13 protein-coding genes are annotated in these 14,926 nt (G+C 52.8%); 7 read left to right on the top strand and 6 right to left on the bottom strand.

What is annotated here, in order from left to right; all coding sequences use genetic code 11:
* The first annotated feature begins 12 nt into the window (after positions 1-12).
* Positions 13-879: a DUF4249 domain-containing protein gene (locus AWR27_RS12245; RefSeq protein ID WP_077131438.1), complete on the top strand. Its 867-nt coding sequence runs from the start codon at positions 13-15 to the stop codon at positions 877-879.
* Between the two features lie 199 nt (positions 880-1,078).
* On the opposite strand, the gene AWR27_RS12240 is transcribed toward AWR27_RS12245, so the two are convergent.
* A complete protein-coding gene (locus AWR27_RS12240) occupies positions 1,079-2,878 on the bottom strand; it encodes a fasciclin domain-containing protein (RefSeq protein WP_077131437.1) in 1,800 nt (599 codons plus the stop codon).
* A 151-nt stretch (positions 2,879-3,029) separates the two neighbouring features.
* Here AWR27_RS12240 and AWR27_RS12235 point away from each other — a divergent pair, with 151 nt between their 5' ends.
* From AWR27_RS12235 to AWR27_RS12225, 3 genes are read left to right on the top strand one after another with little or no spacing between them, the layout of a single operon-like run.
* Positions 3,030-4,304 (top strand): McrC family protein, encoded by a 1,275-nt coding sequence (locus AWR27_RS12235; RefSeq protein WP_077131436.1) that lies wholly within the window; start codon positions 3,030-3,032, stop codon positions 4,302-4,304.
* A 15-nt stretch (positions 4,305-4,319) separates the two neighbouring features.
* Positions 4,320-5,636 carry a gluconate:H+ symporter gene (locus AWR27_RS12230; RefSeq protein ID WP_077131435.1) on the top strand — a complete coding sequence of 439 codons (1,317 nt, stop codon included), beginning with the start codon at positions 4,320-4,322 and terminating at the stop codon, positions 5,634-5,636.
* Positions 5,637-5,652: 16 nt separating this feature from the next.
* On the top strand, positions 5,653-6,312 hold the full coding sequence (locus AWR27_RS12225; RefSeq protein ID WP_077131434.1) for an SGNH/GDSL hydrolase family protein: 660 nt from the start codon (positions 5,653-5,655) through the stop codon (positions 6,310-6,312).
* Between the two features lie 96 nt (positions 6,313-6,408).
* Here the strand turns inward: AWR27_RS12225 and AWR27_RS12220 are convergent, their stop codons facing one another.
* Both AWR27_RS12220 and rho read right to left on the bottom strand, forming a co-directional pair.
* Positions 6,409-7,875: a cellulase family glycosylhydrolase gene (locus AWR27_RS12220; RefSeq protein ID WP_077131433.1), complete on the bottom strand. Its 1,467-nt coding sequence runs from the start codon at positions 7,873-7,875 to the stop codon at positions 6,409-6,411.
* A gap of 137 nt (positions 7,876-8,012) precedes the next feature.
* Positions 8,013-10,196 carry a transcription termination factor Rho gene (rho, locus tag AWR27_RS12215; RefSeq protein ID WP_077131432.1) on the bottom strand — a complete coding sequence of 728 codons (2,184 nt, stop codon included), beginning with the start codon at positions 10,194-10,196 and terminating at the stop codon, positions 8,013-8,015.
* A 553-nt stretch (positions 10,197-10,749) separates the two neighbouring features.
* On the opposite strand from rho, the gene AWR27_RS12210 reads away from it, so the two are divergent.
* The 3 genes from AWR27_RS12210 (at position 10,750) to lptC (ending at position 13,450) form a co-directional block, all read left to right on the top strand.
* On the top strand, positions 10,750-11,550 hold the full coding sequence (locus tag AWR27_RS12210; protein WP_077131431.1) for a type III pantothenate kinase: 801 nt from the start codon (positions 10,750-10,752) through the stop codon (positions 11,548-11,550).
* Positions 11,507-12,826: a hypothetical protein gene (locus tag AWR27_RS12205; protein WP_198045135.1), complete on the top strand. Its 1,320-nt coding sequence runs from the start codon at positions 11,507-11,509 to the stop codon at positions 12,824-12,826. Before AWR27_RS12210 ends, AWR27_RS12205 begins: the two co-directional genes overlap by 44 nt.
* 120 nt (positions 12,827-12,946) lie before the next feature.
* Complete coding sequence (gene lptC / locus AWR27_RS12200; RefSeq protein WP_232326048.1) at positions 12,947-13,450, top strand: LPS export ABC transporter periplasmic protein LptC; 504 nt, start codon at positions 12,947-12,949, stop codon at positions 13,448-13,450.
* A gap of 108 nt (positions 13,451-13,558) precedes the next feature.
* On the opposite strand, the gene AWR27_RS12195 is transcribed toward lptC, so the two are convergent.
* From AWR27_RS12195 to AWR27_RS12185, 3 genes are read right to left on the bottom strand one after another with little or no spacing between them, the layout of a single operon-like run.
* A complete protein-coding gene (locus AWR27_RS12195) occupies positions 13,559-14,038 on the bottom strand; it encodes an META domain-containing protein (protein ID WP_077131430.1) in 480 nt (159 codons plus the stop codon).
* Between the two features lie 50 nt (positions 14,039-14,088).
* A complete protein-coding gene (locus AWR27_RS12190; protein WP_077131429.1) occupies positions 14,089-14,418 on the bottom strand; it encodes a LytTR family DNA-binding domain-containing protein in 330 nt (109 codons plus the stop codon).
* Positions 14,419-14,477: 59 nt separating this feature from the next.
* On the bottom strand, positions 14,478-14,915 hold the full coding sequence (locus AWR27_RS12185) for a hypothetical protein (protein ID WP_077131428.1): 438 nt from the start codon (positions 14,913-14,915) through the stop codon (positions 14,478-14,480).
* Positions 14,916-14,926 lie beyond the last annotated feature (11 nt).

Below are 14,926 nucleotides of genomic sequence, written 5' to 3'. Positions count from 1 at the left end.
AATTTTTGACGTATGCGGTTTCTGATAGCAATTTTACTGGTCGCACTGCTGGCGGGCTGTCTGAAAACAACTGACCCCATCTCGCCCGACCGGCTATTGGCCGACCGCGAATCGAAGCCGGTGGTTGTGTGTTTTATTTCTCCGCAAGACAGCGTGCTGGCCGCGAAAGTAGCCATGTCGGAACCCAAAATTATTGCCACCTTCGAGTCAACACTGCTGGTGAAAAATGCCGTTGTAACGCTCAGCAACGGGCCACAAACCATCCGCCTTGACTATGATGACGCGCTGGGTTATTACCGCACTAAACCGTCGGATCAGTTTCGGGTTCGGGCGGGCGAAACATACCGGCTGACGGTTCGGATGGGCGAAAATCGCCAGATAACCGCGCAAGCTACCGTACCAGAATCTATCCCGCTTCAACGGGTAGGTATCGATTCGCTGCTGGTCGATAGCTCGGCTAATCAAAAAACGTGGCAGTATACGGTGCGGCTTAGCTGGAACTCGCCGGGCGGCACCAACTATTACCGGGGCTGGGGCCGGATAAAGCAGACCGTTTCTACGCCGGGAGTTTTACAGGCCGAAACCCGGATCAGCCAGCCTGATTTTATGGTAGAACGCGAAATTGGCAGTCAGCCGGGGCCACAAACAATCAGTGGTTCGTTTTCCGTCAGTATACCGGCCAACGCCCGCATCCGTACCGAACTGGCTCACATTGCATTGTTCACTACCGATGAAAATTATTATCGCTACCACGCCACGCTACGCGAACAGTTGACCAACACCAACCCTTTTCTGACAAATGCAACGCCCTTGTTCTCTAACATTGACGGGGGCTTCGGCGTGTTTGCAGCGTATAACGGGTATTATATGAGTAAATAATGCCTTATTGGATTAGGTGGAGCGATGGCTGGCGCAAAGGAGACGCAAAGGGTTGCGTCTCTACAGATACCATCCGGCGGGCGTAGAGACGCAACCCTTTGCGTCTCCTTTGCGCCAGCCATCGCCCTTTGCGTCTCTCTCGCGTCAGCCATTCAACACACCTAAACTATTTTATAAATTCTGCCGTGTTCCCCTGAAATTACGGCAGCAATACGTGGTCGATGACGTGAACAACGCCGTTGGTCGTTACGACATTACCGGCTACGATATTCGACGCCCGCGAATTGCCCCGCCCGCGAACCGTTGGCCGAACGCCAGAGGCCGCCGATACGTTCAGCACACCGCCGAGGGTAAGCAGTTCACCTCCGCGCAGCATCGACTCAAAGGTTCGGTTGTCGGTTACGTGGTACAGCAGAATGCGCGTCAGCACAGCCGGGTCAGCATTCCGCACAGCGTCGATGGTAGCAAAACCGGCTTCCTGGAAAGCTGCGTTTGTTGGAGCAAAGACTGTAAACGGTCCGTTCGAGGCCAGCGTCGATGCTAAACCTGCCCGCTGCACAGCGGCTACCAGATAGGTCAGGTTTGGATTTCCTACGGCAGCATCGACAATCGTACCCATTGGCGGCATCAGCACGTTATCAATTACATGCACAATGCCGTTGGTTGCGAACACGTTAGATTGCACTACGAACGCACCGTTGACCGAAACACCCTGTCGGCGCGTTACCTGCACCTGCTGTCCCTGCAACGTGGTGAAGCCAATGAGCAGTTCGTTAAAATTGCTGGTTTCGTAGCGTTGACCACCAATAACGTGATACAGCAAGATGTTGCGCAGCGTGTTCAGGTCGGCGTTGTTAATGGCATTTTCGTCGGCAAAGCCAGCCCGGCGGAACGCAGCATTCGTTGGCGCAAAGACCGTCAGGTTGCCCGACGCCAGCGCATCGGCCAGACCAGCCCGCACTACCGCCGTGCGAAGCAGACTAAACTCAGGGTTGCCAACAACCAGGTTGGTGATCGATACCAAAGGCCGGGCATCAGGTAGCAGCACATCGTTGATAACGTGTACTACCCCGGTGGTTGTCAGAATGTTGGGCATCAGAATGGTGGTGGGCATAGCGTTGCCGAGGCCCTGTACGGTAGACCGTCCCGGCCACTGAGTCAGGGTGATGGCATTACCCTGATTGGTCATAACCCGACCGTCGTTGAACTGGGTCGTAAACCGCCGTCCGGCAATGACATGATACGTCAGAACCCGGCTTAGAAAGTCGGTATTGGCTGTACGAACGGCGTCGATGGTGGTAAAGCCCGCCCGCTGGAACGCTTCATTCGTGGGTGCGAAGACCGTAAATTCGCCCGATTGCAGTTGATTGAGGAGGGTAGGGTTGGCCTGGTTCAGCCGCTGGAGAGCCGCTACCAAATACGTCAGGTTGGGGTTGGCAAGTGCCAGTTCAACGGTGCTGGCCGAGGGTGGCATCAGCACATTATCGATCACGTGCACCACGCCGTTGCGGGTTTCGATGTCGGGCGTTGAAACCAGATTGCCGTTTACCGAAAATCCGTCACGCCGAACCACCTGCACCTGCTGCCCCTGCAATGTGGTCAGGCCATTCAGGAAAGGCTGAATACCTTCTTCAAAGAAACGTCCGTTACCAATAACGTGATACAGCAAAATGTTACGCAGGGTATTCAGGTCGGCACCGCTAATGGCGTTAGCATCCAGACCAGCCTGCTCAAAAGCCGCATTGGTTGGGGCAAAAACCGTCAAATCACCCGACGCCAGCGCATCGGCCAAACCGGCCCGCACAACAGCATCGCGCAACAGACTGAAATTGGGGTTGTTAACAACTAATTCCGTTATGGTTTGGTTGACCCGGACCCGCGCACCGCTGGCCCGAACGGGTTCGACCGGCTGAAGCGCACGTTCGCAGCCCGTTGCTGTGAACAAAATAGCGACCAGTAAGTAAGCCGCAAACTGAACGAAATAAAGACGGAGTTTCATGAGATAGTAGATTGTTTGGAAGTGAATCAAACACGCTGCGTCAGGCCCGACGAATTTGGCGTTCTGTCTGTAGTGTTTGAGACGCTGAAAATCTCACAAGCATTTATGAATTATTTTTGTATGAACAGCTATTCATACTACACACATTGTTATGCCGCAACTAACTGTTTATGAGAACGACCGATTGGTTAGCGGGTCGGCTGTAGCCGGGTTGCCGTTCGACGGAGTGCCGGTCGATGACCTGCTGTTTCAGCAATTGCGGCAGTTGGCCTTTACGCTCGACGGAGCCGATAGCCTGTTTTTAGTTGGCATATATAAAGGTGTCGAGTACGTACAGTTGCGCAATTATGTAGGGCTGCTACCCGTATCGAATGGTGTTCAGCTCGAAATTCTGCCCAACATCACCGATGCGGCAAACCCGCGTACTACGCTGCTCTATATGCTGCGACATTTGCGGCAAAGCCCGCTTCGTTCGTTGGCAAACGCCCGCAGCGCAGCCACCTCGTTGCCGCTTTGGGAAGTGTTTGTTTCGTCGTTTTTACATACGCTCGATGTGCTGTCGCGGCAGGGTTTTCAGCGGGCATACATACCTGTCGATAGCAACGAACGCTACTGGCGGGGTCAATTTCAGCCCGCCCGCCAACTTCGCGAAAATGCGCAACATGCCGAACGGCTGGCGGTTCGGCACGACGTATTGACAGCGAGCGTACCACCAAATCGGGTGCTGAAAACCACCCTGCTGTTTCTGGAAAATCGCGTACAGGCTGAATCGAACAAACGGCGCATTCGGCAGCATTTGTGGACACTCGCCGACGTGCCGCCCGCCGAATCAATTGCTGAAGATTTGCGGGCCAGTCAACGACAAACGCGGCTGTTTCTACGCTACGAACCGGCGTTGCGCTGGGCGAAGGCGTTGCTTACTGAGCAGGGGTTGGGAGCAAGAACCGGGCGGGTCGATGAAATGGCCCTGCTGTTTCCGATGGAGCGGGTTTTTGAAGATTACGTAGCACACGGGCTGCGAACGTACTGGCCCAATACGGGGGCTGTTGCCGTGCAGGAAGCATCGGCGCATTTGGTCGATGAACACGCTGGTACACCCAAATTCAAACTCCGCCCCGACATTATTGTGCGGCAGGCCGACCGAACGCTGTTGTTCGATACGAAGTGGAAACGCATTACGGGCGACCGGCCTGGCAACGGTAATTATGGCATAGAACAGGCTGATTTATACCAGCTTTATGCGTATGGCAAAAAGTACGCAGCCAGCGACTTGTTTCTGGTGTATCCGGCCAACGAAACCTTCCGCGAGCCGCTACCCGTGTTCGGCTACGACGCCCAAACCCGCCTGCACGTAGTGCCGTTCAGCCCAACCAACCCGCTGGCGCAGGAAGTAGAAAAGCTGGCGCGATATGCTTTGGAGTCTTAAATCCAAACCCACCTCATGCCGCTCATTCTCACGCTTATTGGCATTCTTGCCCTTGTTTTTTTAGTTGCCTATATTCGGTTAGATACGTTTATTTCGTTCGTAATTGTCTCGTTAGGCATCGGGCTGGCGTCGGGCATGAGCGTAACGGCAGTGGGTAAATCGATTCAGACGGGCATTGGCAGTACGCTTGGCGATCTGGTGCTTATCATCGGGTTTGGAGCCATGCTGGGCCGGATTGTGGCCGAAAGCGGTGCCGCCCGGCGCATTACCAACGTACTGATTAACCTTTTCGGAGTGAAAAACATCCGGTGGGGACTGGCTCTGGCAGGGTTCATTGTTGGTATTCCCCTGTTTTATAATGCCGGATTTATCATTGTCGTACCGCTGATTTTCACTATTGCGGCTTCGTCGCGGTTGCCACTGCTGTCGGTTGCCATTCCAATGCTGTCAGCATTGTCGGTGGCGCATGGCTATCTGCCCCCGCATCCGTCGCCCTCAGCCGTGGCCGGACAGCTAAACGCCAACATTGGGCAAACGCTCATCTACGGTATCATTATCTCGATTCCGGCTATTGTAATTGCCGGGCCGCTGTTTGGTAAAACGCTCGTTAATCAGAAAGCGTCGCCAAACCGCGAACTGTTCGACATCCGCGACGTACCCGATCACGATTTACCGGGGGCAGGCATCAGCTTTTTTGTTGCTCTGTTACCGGTATTGCTGCTCACCACCTTCGGCCCACTCAAAGCTGCCCTGCCCGATACGTCGCCCCTTAAGCCTGCTGTCACGCTCATGGCTGAGCCGTATATCGGTATGCTGCTCAGCGTGTTAACTGCCGCCTACGCATTGGGTCTCCGGCGCGGGCAGAGCATGAAAGCCGTGATGAAAGACCTCGAAGATGCCATTAAAGCTGCCGCGCCGATTTTGCTGGTTATTGCCGGAGCGGGTGCTTTGAAACAGATTTTCAGCGACAGCGGTACAAGCAAATACATTGGCGGTTTGCTGGCCGGTGCGCCCATTCCGCCGTTGGTGCTGGCGTGGGGTATTGCGGCTTTCATTCGCGTGTGTGTAGGTTCGGCTACGGTGGCAGGTCTGACAACCGTGAGTATTATTCTGCCACTTATTCAGAGCCAGCCGATTAAGCCCGAACTGATGGTACTGGCTATTGGGGCCGGGAGCCTCATGTTCTCGCACATCAACGACCCGGCTTTCTGGCTCTACAAAGAATATTTCAACCTGACTATTCCACAAACTATCCGAAGCTGGTCGTTGATGGAAACATTGGTCTCTATTATCGGTCTGCTGGGTGTGCTGGCGTTGAATCTGGTTGTTTAATATTGCTTCCCTTACCATGAAAACTGCACTTTATTGCCTACTACTGTCAATGGCTGGCCTGTTAGCGTTGACCCCGGCCAAGCCAACACGCGTAGTCTTTTTCGGCGATTCCATCACGCAGGCGGGCGTAAATCCCGGCGGCTACATCGACCGGCTGCGCAAAGCTCTGCCCGCCGATCAGTTCGAGCTGATTGGCGCGGGCATTGGCGGCAACAAAATTTACGATTTGTACTTGCGGATGGAAGACGACGTGCTGGCTCGTCAGCCCGACGTGGTGATAATCTGGGTGGGCGTCAACGATGTATGGCACAAAAGCAGTTTCGGCACCGGCACTGACCCTGATAAGTTTGTGAAGTTTTACGAAGCGGTTATCAAGAAACTACGGGCGGCCAATGCCCGAGTCGTGCTTTGTACGCCCGCTGCTATCGGCGAAAAAACTGATTTCACTAACCCGCAGGATGGCGACCTGAATCAATACAGCCAACTCATCCGCGACCTTGCCAAACGGCAAAACCTCCCGCTGGTTGATTTGCGCCAGACGTTTTTAGCGCATAATTTGAAAAATAACCCCGACAATAAAGACCGGGGTATTCTGACAACTGACCGGGTGCATCTGAACGAGACCGGTAATCAGTTAGTGGCCGATGAAATGGCGAAGGTGTTGAAGGAAATGTAATTGACCTTCCCGATTTCCGTAAGGGGCCGAATAGCAAAAAAGTTTTGAGCCAATTCCGTAAGGGGCCGAATTAATTCGGCCCCTTACGGAATTGGCTCAAAACTTAATGATTCGCACAACCACGTCGCGCATACTGACTGGTGCGGCCAATGATCCACTGGCGTTAATGGCATCGCTGCTGAGCACTTTGCCCGTCTCAACGTCGGTCCATTCGGCGTGATAATCGCCTTTTGGGAGGTTTAGTTGCAGCAGAAACGCGCCTTTTGTGAGTGGTTCAGCATAGATAATCCAGCCACTTTTGCCGTTGCGCAACGCCCAGGTCATGGCTCCCGGCGATGCCCGAACTACGCTGCGGTCGGGAGTGAGCTGGGCAAGGTCGGCGCGTTCGAGGTATTGTTTCAGAAGACCCAACTGTTTACGGAGCAATGGACTGCCACCACCGGGCGTAGTGCCACGCCGGTAGGTAGTATCTAAGCCATTTTCGGAGCCAACCGCAAACGAATAATCAAGGTGATTGAACAGGCTGCCGCCCGCCATCAAAAACCGCCATGCCTGCCGCCTATAGGTTTGGTCAGATTGCCCGGCAAAACCCGTTTCGTTAAAACCAATGGCCTTATTCAGCGCGTAGTTATCGGTCACGGCTTCGGGCAGGGCATAGTGAAAATTATAGATCGACACATTTGGGTCGAGGCCAATAATTGGGTAGCGAAAATTGCCGATATTCTGCGAAATCAGGTGTTTTTGGGGCAGCGTCTTTTCTTCGTCAGCAATCCACGAGGCCACGCGCCGTTGCCATTCATTGGCTATTTCGCTCGTAACTTCGTAGGTGGCCCGCCAGTCGGGTTTTCCCTTTGTATCGGCATGGTACTCGTTCCGAACCAGTATGGTATCTTTCAGGTCGGCCTGCGGTTCGTTCTGTATCTCGAAGTAGATATTTTGAAAATTATTTAATTCGCGAACAATCTTACGTGCATACTGCTCCTGATGCGCCAGTATATTGCCATTCTGTAACGTGTTGGCTTGCAGCGGTTTAATATTGTCGGTTTGATTGATGTTATTGATACGGTTGAACGCGCTGTAAGGCCAGCCGGTGCCGTAGTACGATGAAAACAGGTTCACTTCCACAATAACCCCCAACTGCTGGGCACGGCCCACAAAATCGCGAAGCCGCTCGAAATACGCATCGTCCCAGCGGGTCAGGTCAAATTTATTGCCACCGAGCGTATAGCCGGGCTGTTCGCTGCGTGCCCACGGCAGAATCAGCCGCCCGCTGCGGGGAGCCAGCGTATTGCGCTGAATGCCAAAATCGCCGAGTTTTTCGATATATGCGCCTGTGAACAAGCGGGTTACGTTCAGGCCATCGGCAGCCAGTGTGGCTAAGTATGTCCGGTAATCGAAATCCAGATTGACCACCGCCCCGTAGTGTTCGCCCGACCCCACAATTAGTGTGGGTTTACCATCGTATTGAAAGTAATGTGGGTTTTGGGGCAATAGCCGAAGCGGTTGGGCGATGGCGGAGAAAACGCCGAAAAACAGTACGAGCAGGAGGGTTAGGCAACGCATTCGTCAGCAAAGAATGATGAATGTGCAAACATAACACATTCAGGCCGATTGCCCGGCCCGGTTAAAAAGAGGAGCACAGAGCAAGCAGACCGAATAGATAAACGCGGATCTGTTTACTCTGTGCTCTCCTTAAACCCTTAGCGGTTCATCGAAATCAGGAATTCTTCGTTAGTACGGGTGCCTCTCATACGGTCGAGCAGGAATTCCATCGATTCCATTGGGTTCATGTCGGCCATGTGTTTACGCAGAATCCAGACGCGCTGTAGCGTTTCTTTGTCCAACAGCAAATCTTCCCGGCGCGTACCCGACGATAAAACATCAACGGCGGGGTAAACGCGCTTGTTGGCCAACTTGCGGTCGAGTTGAAGTTCCATATTGCCGGTGCCTTTGAATTCTTCAAAAATCACCTCATCCATTTTCGAGCCGGTATCAATCAGAGCCGTAGCGATAATGGTGAGCGAACCACCGTTTTCTACGTTCCGGGCCGCGCCGAAGAACCGCTTGGGCCGGTGGAGCGCATTGGCATCGACACCACCCGACAGAATCTTACCCGACGATGGCACCACCGTGTTGTAGGCCCGTGCCAGACGCGTAATCGAATCGAGCAGAATCACCACATCGTGACCGCATTCGACCATACGCTTGGCTTTTTCCAGCACCATGCTCGATACTTTCACATGCCGGTCGGCCTGCTCATCGAATGTCGACGAAATCACTTCGGCATTGACGCTGCGGGCCATGTCGGTCACTTCTTCCGGGCGTTCGTCAATCAGCAGCACAATCAGATATACCTCCGGGTGGTTGCGCGTAATGGCGTTGGCAATCTCCTTGAGCAGCACCGTTTTACCGGTTTTGGGCTGTGCCACAATCATACCCCGCTGCCCTTTGCCGATAGGGGCAAACAGGTCGAGTACACGCGAAGAGTAGTTTTCGGGTCGGTTGCTGAGGTGCAGTTGCTCTTCGGGGAACAAGGGCGTCAGATACTCAAACGGAATCCGGTCGCGAATTTCCTCGGTAGTTTTGCCGTTTACGGTCGTTACCCGCAACAGGGCAAAATATTTTTCGCCTTCTTTCGGCGGGCGGATTGCTCCTTTCACCGTATCGCCGGTTTTCAGGCCGAAAAGCTTGATCTGCGAAGGCGATACGTAAATATCATCGGGGCTGGCAAGGTAGTTGTAATCTGCCGACCGCAGGAAGCCGTAGCCCCCATCGGACATAATTTCCAGAACCCCTTCGTTTTCAATAATGCCATCGAACTCGCGAATGTGCTGATTATACTGCCGACGGATACGATTCTGGTACTCCTGGGCTTCGCGTGAAGGTTGGGGTAACTGCGGCTGCTGGGCCATAGCCGACGCATCACCAGTCTGACTCTCAGCAGATATGTCGGTTGGAGACTGATCGCCTTCAACTGCCGGGGCCGTTGGAACAACCGCTGCTTCCATATTGGCTGCATTGTCGTCTGATACCACTGTTGGTGTCAGAAACTCCTCGTCGGGCTGACCACCGTAGTTGAGTGCGGTTTCATCGGTCACAACGCGCTGCGTGCGGGGTCGCTGACCAGGGCCACCGTCGCGCCGACCACCATCGGGGCGGGGCCGTCCGCTGTTTGTATCCCGCTGATTTCCTATATTGCTATCGGGGCGCATAGGCCGCTGATCGCGCTGTTGTCGGTCGTTATCGAATCGCGGTGGGCCACCACCGTTGCGGTTATCCCGATCATTGCGCATACGCGGCTGTTGCTGATTGTTCGGCGCGTTGCGCTGACCGTTCGGCTGATTGGGCACCCGTCCGTCAAAGCGGGGTCGCGTAGGAGGAGCCGGTTCGGTTATCGGGCGATCAACCGGAGCCACCGCTGGTTCTGAATCGGCAGTTGGAGCGGTATTTTCAGCGGGTGCCGTTTCTGTTGGCGTTGATTCGGCAACAGGGCTTTCGGTTTGGGGCGTCATGCCATCTTCTGGCGTAGGAGCCGGGATGTCCGATGCGCCAGCGTCGCGCCGGGCACGCTGACGGGTGCGGGCAACCGGGGGTACTGTTTCGGTATCTTCGGTTGCTGCCTGCTCGGTTTGCTCGGCAGGAGGGGCAATCGGCGCGGGCGTTTCGGCTTCGGCCTGTACGGCTTTAGGGCGTCGACCACGCCGGGCAGGCTGTGCAATAGCTTCTTCCTCGGCTGCGGAAACGGGTTTCTTCGACTGTTCGTCGATAATTTTATAAATCAATTTTTCTTTGGTGTATTTCGCACTATCTCGAATACCGAACTGCTCGGCAATTGGTTGAAGCTCAGATAAGAGCTTCATACTTAGTTCTTCTTTGTTATACATACAGTGTAGGTTATACTAACCTGAAGAGGGCCGCTTAGGCGGTGATGGTGAACATGAGGATTAGTTAAAGTGCAGGAACGAATGTTCGCTGGGCGTGTTCAATAGGGGCGTATCGGGGCGTTAGGCCAGCATACGAACCACCAACTTGAATGAACCGTGAAGGTCTGGAAACGTAAACAATGAAATTCGGTTAACTGTGAATAAGACTTAGTTGCCTGATTCAAACACGGAAGTCTGGTGGGGCCAGACGCGGTGACGAATAAAACGGTTGGGAATGAAACACCGGTCGCTGTTCGGGGCAGGAACTAAGACAATCGGTAGTTCTGATGCAAGCAAAGATAGATTATTCTTTTGCTATTGTCAACATAACGCAAGCTGAATAAAAATGTTTCCATTCAATCTTAAAAATCTTTTTGTACTGAATTTCCTGACGTTGAGCATGGTTGGTGTGGGATGTCTGGCTATGCCGAACAACTTTGCCGTTAAAAATGGTTAAAATGCCGTGAATCGCCAAATTTTGCCGGTTCTTTAAACGTTGACCTTACGATTACGCATGAATCCACTCGTACCGATAGCGAAACCTGACGTAGTAAACGTTGTTGTCGATTGGGGTAATTCGAGCCTGAAAGTCGGCTGGTTTATCGGTCCAGACCAGCTTGAAACAGCCCGCTACGAGTCGCCCGAGGCACTGATGCGGGTAGTACAACAACGCTGTCCGGCGCATGTGCTGGTATCGTCAACGAGCCGGTCGGCAGACGAAATCCGGGCTGGTTTGCGCCATACGCCCGCAACGGTATGGGTGCTGGACAGTCGAACGCCAGTGCCGATTGGTAAAGATTACGACACCCCGGCCACGCTTGGGGCCGACCGGGTGGCGGCTGCTGTAGGAGCTGCAACGCTGTTTCCGGGCGAAGATTGCCTGATTTTCGATCTGGGCACCTGCCTGACCGCCGACTTTGTCGACCGTAGTGCTGTGTTTCGGGGAGGGCTGATTTCGCCGGGCCTGCGAATGCGGTTCCGGGCCATGCATGAGCAAACGGCCCGCCTGCCGCTGATTGACCTGCCAGATTCGCCGGGCAACTGGCCGGGTCTGACCGCCAAAAATACGCGGCAGGCTATGCAGGCTGGTGTAGTAAACGGGCTGGCCTTTGAGATGAATGGAATTATTGACCAGTACCGGCGCGAACAGCCCGGCATTGTGGTTATCCTGTGTGGCGGAGACGCACCCACCTTTGAAAGTCGTCTGAAACCGCCGATATTTGCAGTGCCCGAACTGGTGCTGATTGGATTGAATCGAATTTTACGCTATAATGTTGAGAATTTACAAGCGGATACGCCAGACGTTAACGCATAGTTTACTGGCCGTTGCCGCTACGTCGCCTTTAGTGCTGGGGCAGGGTTTAGGAAATTCACCCTACTCGGCTCTGGGTGTGGGCGAGTTGTATAGTGAGGGCAACATCACGAACATGGGCATGGGTAATCTCGGCGTCAGCAATGCCAGCCCATTTTATCTGAACATGCAAAATCCGGCTTTGCTGGCCCGCCGAAGCCGCTTCACAGTCTACGAAATCGGGTTGATGGGGCAAGTGAAATCGTTGGCCCAGAACCTTAACGGGGGTGTGCAAAACCAGCGCGATTTCGGAGCAAATCTTGGTTATCTGGCTTTGGCGTTTCCGGCCAACTCCCGCTGGAGCATGGCGGTGAGCCTGCGCCCGTACTCGTATGTCAATTACAACACCCGGCAGTATCGGCCCGTCGGCACTACTATCTACGAAGCCGTTTATAACTATACAGGTCGGGGTGGGCTAAATAAAGCATCGTTTGCCAACGGGTTTCGTATTGGCACAAACATCTACCTCGGTGCTGAAGCTGCGTTCCTTTTCGGTAACATTACCAACGCATCCGATTCGCGTGTGCTGATCAACGACAACACGTCGGCTGGTGAGCAGGATTTGCTCGTGTCGCGGTTTAATCGGGTCAACTACAGCGATGTAGTCTGGCGGCTTGGGGCTGCGTGGCGTCCCAAACTGAACGAAAAATGGACCCTCAACGTCGGTGCCGTGCTCGATCCACAAACCCGAATCAATGGTCGGCAAACGGATATTTACCAACAGTCGTCGTTGGGTGGCCAAACTGTTTCGGCTCCCGATACGATACTGAACAGCTCGAATGGGCGTGTGGTTTTGCCGTCTAAAATGCAGTTCGGGATTAGCCTGGAAAAAAACAATGTGTTTGTGGCTGGTGTTGACATTGGCTATCAGCCGTGGGGTATGTTTCGCACAGTGAGCGATGTGCCCACTAACTTCGCCAGCGGCCTGAGCGTGGCAACCGGCATGGAATATACGCCCAAAGCCAACTCGACCCGCTATCGCGACCTGATTACGTACCGGGTTGGCTTTCAATACAATAGAATGCCATACCGTGTCGATGGGGCACAGGTTAACGATGTTAATGGCAGTATTGGTTTATCGTTGCCGCTGGGTGCCTATCTGGTTAACCACATTACGATCTCAGCCGTGGGCGGTCAGCGTGGGGTGCTGACAGGTTCGCAGATTCGCGAACAGTACATACGCATCGGTTTGGGTTTCTCGTTCAACGACTGGTGGTTCCGTAAACAGGTAGTAGATTGATTTTTTTAGTGAAAAATGAAAAGTGAAAAGTTAATAGTGAACCGAGTAAATGCAGTCTGGCGCAACCTGCCGTCCCGTGTGTGCTTTTCACTTTTCGTTTTTCACGTTTCACTTCTTCTTTTGTCCTGCGAAGGCCCAAAGCAGGTAAAGAAAGTCGAACCTTTCAAAGGGCCAATCGAAGAAATTAACGACGTGAAAATGCTGTTTAGCGAAGCTGCTTTGCTAAAAGTGAAGTTAACTACGGCCAAACAACTACGTTATATCAACGACGACCGTAAATATCCGAAGCCTGTTTCTATTCTGTTCTACGGGCCAACGGGTGAAGAAGTAACCACCCTCAAATCCGACTCCGGGCGGTACGACAAGGCCAAAGACATTTACACCGTGATGGGCCATGTGGTGGTTATCAACAAACAAAAGCAGGAAAAACTGCTGACGTCCGAACTGAACTGGAACCCCGTTACGAAGAAAGTATTCACCAACAAGCCGGTGACTATTATTAGTCAACTTACGGGCGAAAAACTGAACGGTGGTTTAGGACTGGAATCTAATCAGGATTTTACAAACTATAAAGTTCTTAAACCCACGGGCGTGTTCAATGTAGAAACCTCGCCGGGGTATTGATACGCTTATTCTTATAAAAATGTACCCCGCCATATCAGCAGGGTACATTTTGATTACTACGGTATTAGATGTGTAAAAACAGAGGAATAGAAGCCCAACAGTCTAATGCTAATTGCTTGTCGTAAATACGGCCAACTCATCGGCGTAGCTGTATAGTGTAAGTCGATTGCCGTCAATTTGGTAGCGATTGGTGCGTTTCAGTGCGTCTAAGAAGCGGTCTTCCGTGCGTCCGTCGTTGCAGGGGTCGTAATTCTGAAACTGAATGTTTCGGAAAGTGATGTACCGCGACGAAGCGTTTGCACTGAAATTACAGCGAAACTGCCGACACCCGGTAAAGCCTTCTCCATTTCCCCCTGCTGGCAGATAGATTGAAGGGCCTGCGGAACGCATCGTCAACGGATTGTTTGTATTGCCAAAACGCACTAAGCCCCATCGATACCGCGTCAGGTTATCCACAACGGTAGTGCCTCCGCCTGCGTTGCCATTGCCGGTATTTCCTCCGCCGAAATCACCGCCAGGATGATGCAGGACGCAGGAATGAACGCAAAAAATAACGGTCAGTAGTTGAACGTAAGGAACGAACTTCATAGTAAAAGTATGTTTTGAGTGAAAGCGAGGTATCCTGAACAAGATGTTTGCTACACAATGACGCCCTGCTGTAGTTGAGTGGCCACCGATCTGATGCGCCTACGGGAAATCCGCAGCACAACCCCTGTGCGGAGAACAGCCTTGACATTGCGAGACCCGGCCCAGTTCAGATGCGTTACGTAGGCCGGATTAACCAGTGTTGATTTATGCAGCCGAACAAACTGGGGTAACTGTATATCAAACCATTTCAAGGTTCGGGTTAGCGTATGGTAGCGGCCATTGATCAGGTGCATACGTACATAATTCTCGTCGCCCTGAATCCAGACAATTAGTTCTACCGGCAGGGGTGTGTAAATGCCTGGAACCTTAAGTGTTGTCATGATGCGTTAAATAGCTGGATTGGAGAAAACCAAAAGTTAGTGCCAGCACCCCGGCGGGCTTATTTTTTAATGTACTTATCCACCCTCCAGGTAGTCAATACGGGGGGTAATTTCCCCTTCTTTTCAGCATAGGTTTTCGGCACACGGTCAATGCGTATGCCTGCAAACATCTCGTCGGTGTTAAAGTCATACACGACCATGAAGTCGGTGAAGCCGCATGAATGACGCTGGCAGGCTTCCGCTACAAATTGGTCGTTCTTATACACCATCGGCATATCGATGTGCCAGTTTCGCTTCAGAAAGGCATACCTTTTAGGGCCAACCAACCGTTCGAGCCGTTGCGTAAAGGCTCGTTTTTTAAATAGCTGCACTTTATACGAAAACTTACCATCGTAGGTTTTCAGAAAATTCAGCGCGTTTGCGGTAGGCTTAGTCGCCTGACCGCCAGTGGTTTGACTTGTAGTAGAGAGTAGTAAACAAAAGAGGAAGGTCTTCATATGGAGACGAT

The organism is Spirosoma montaniterrae (assembly GCF_001988955.1).
GTDB lineage: Bacteria > Bacteroidota > Bacteroidia > Cytophagales > Spirosomataceae > Spirosoma > Spirosoma montaniterrae.
Note: the sequence above shows the minus strand (reverse complement) of the source record. Positions and strands in the feature narration are given on the sequence as shown.

What these genes read in the sequence shown, in the direction of transcription:
- AWR27_RS12245 (WP_077131438.1), top strand. Translation starts at nt 13, where the DNA reads ATGCGGTTTCTGATAGCAATTTTACTGGTCGCACTGCTGGCGGGCTGT.
- AWR27_RS12240 (WP_077131437.1), bottom strand. Translation starts at nt 2,878, where the DNA reads ATGAAACTCCGTCTTTATTTCGTTCAGTTTGCGGCTTACTTACTGGTC.
- AWR27_RS12235 (WP_077131436.1), top strand. Translation starts at nt 3,030, where the DNA reads ATGCCGCAACTAACTGTTTATGAGAACGACCGATTGGTTAGCGGGTCG.
- AWR27_RS12230 (WP_077131435.1), top strand. Translation starts at nt 4,320, where the DNA reads ATGCCGCTCATTCTCACGCTTATTGGCATTCTTGCCCTTGTTTTTTTA.
- AWR27_RS12225 (WP_077131434.1), top strand. Translation starts at nt 5,653, where the DNA reads ATGAAAACTGCACTTTATTGCCTACTACTGTCAATGGCTGGCCTGTTA.
- AWR27_RS12220 (WP_077131433.1), bottom strand. Translation starts at nt 7,875, where the DNA reads ATGCGTTGCCTAACCCTCCTGCTCGTACTGTTTTTCGGCGTTTTCTCC.
- rho (WP_077131432.1), bottom strand. Translation starts at nt 10,196, where the DNA reads ATGTATAACAAAGAAGAACTAAGTATGAAGCTCTTATCTGAGCTTCAA.
- AWR27_RS12210 (WP_077131431.1), top strand. Translation starts at nt 10,750, where the DNA reads ATGAATCCACTCGTACCGATAGCGAAACCTGACGTAGTAAACGTTGTT.
- AWR27_RS12205 (WP_198045135.1), top strand. Translation starts at nt 11,507, where the DNA reads ATGTTGAGAATTTACAAGCGGATACGCCAGACGTTAACGCATAGTTTA.
- AWR27_RS12195 (WP_077131430.1), bottom strand. Translation starts at nt 14,038, where the DNA reads ATGAAGTTCGTTCCTTACGTTCAACTACTGACCGTTATTTTTTGCGTT.
- AWR27_RS12190 (WP_077131429.1), bottom strand. Translation starts at nt 14,418, where the DNA reads ATGACAACACTTAAGGTTCCAGGCATTTACACACCCCTGCCGGTAGAA.
- AWR27_RS12185 (WP_077131428.1), bottom strand. Translation starts at nt 14,915, where the DNA reads ATGAAGACCTTCCTCTTTTGTTTACTACTCTCTACTACAAGTCAAACC.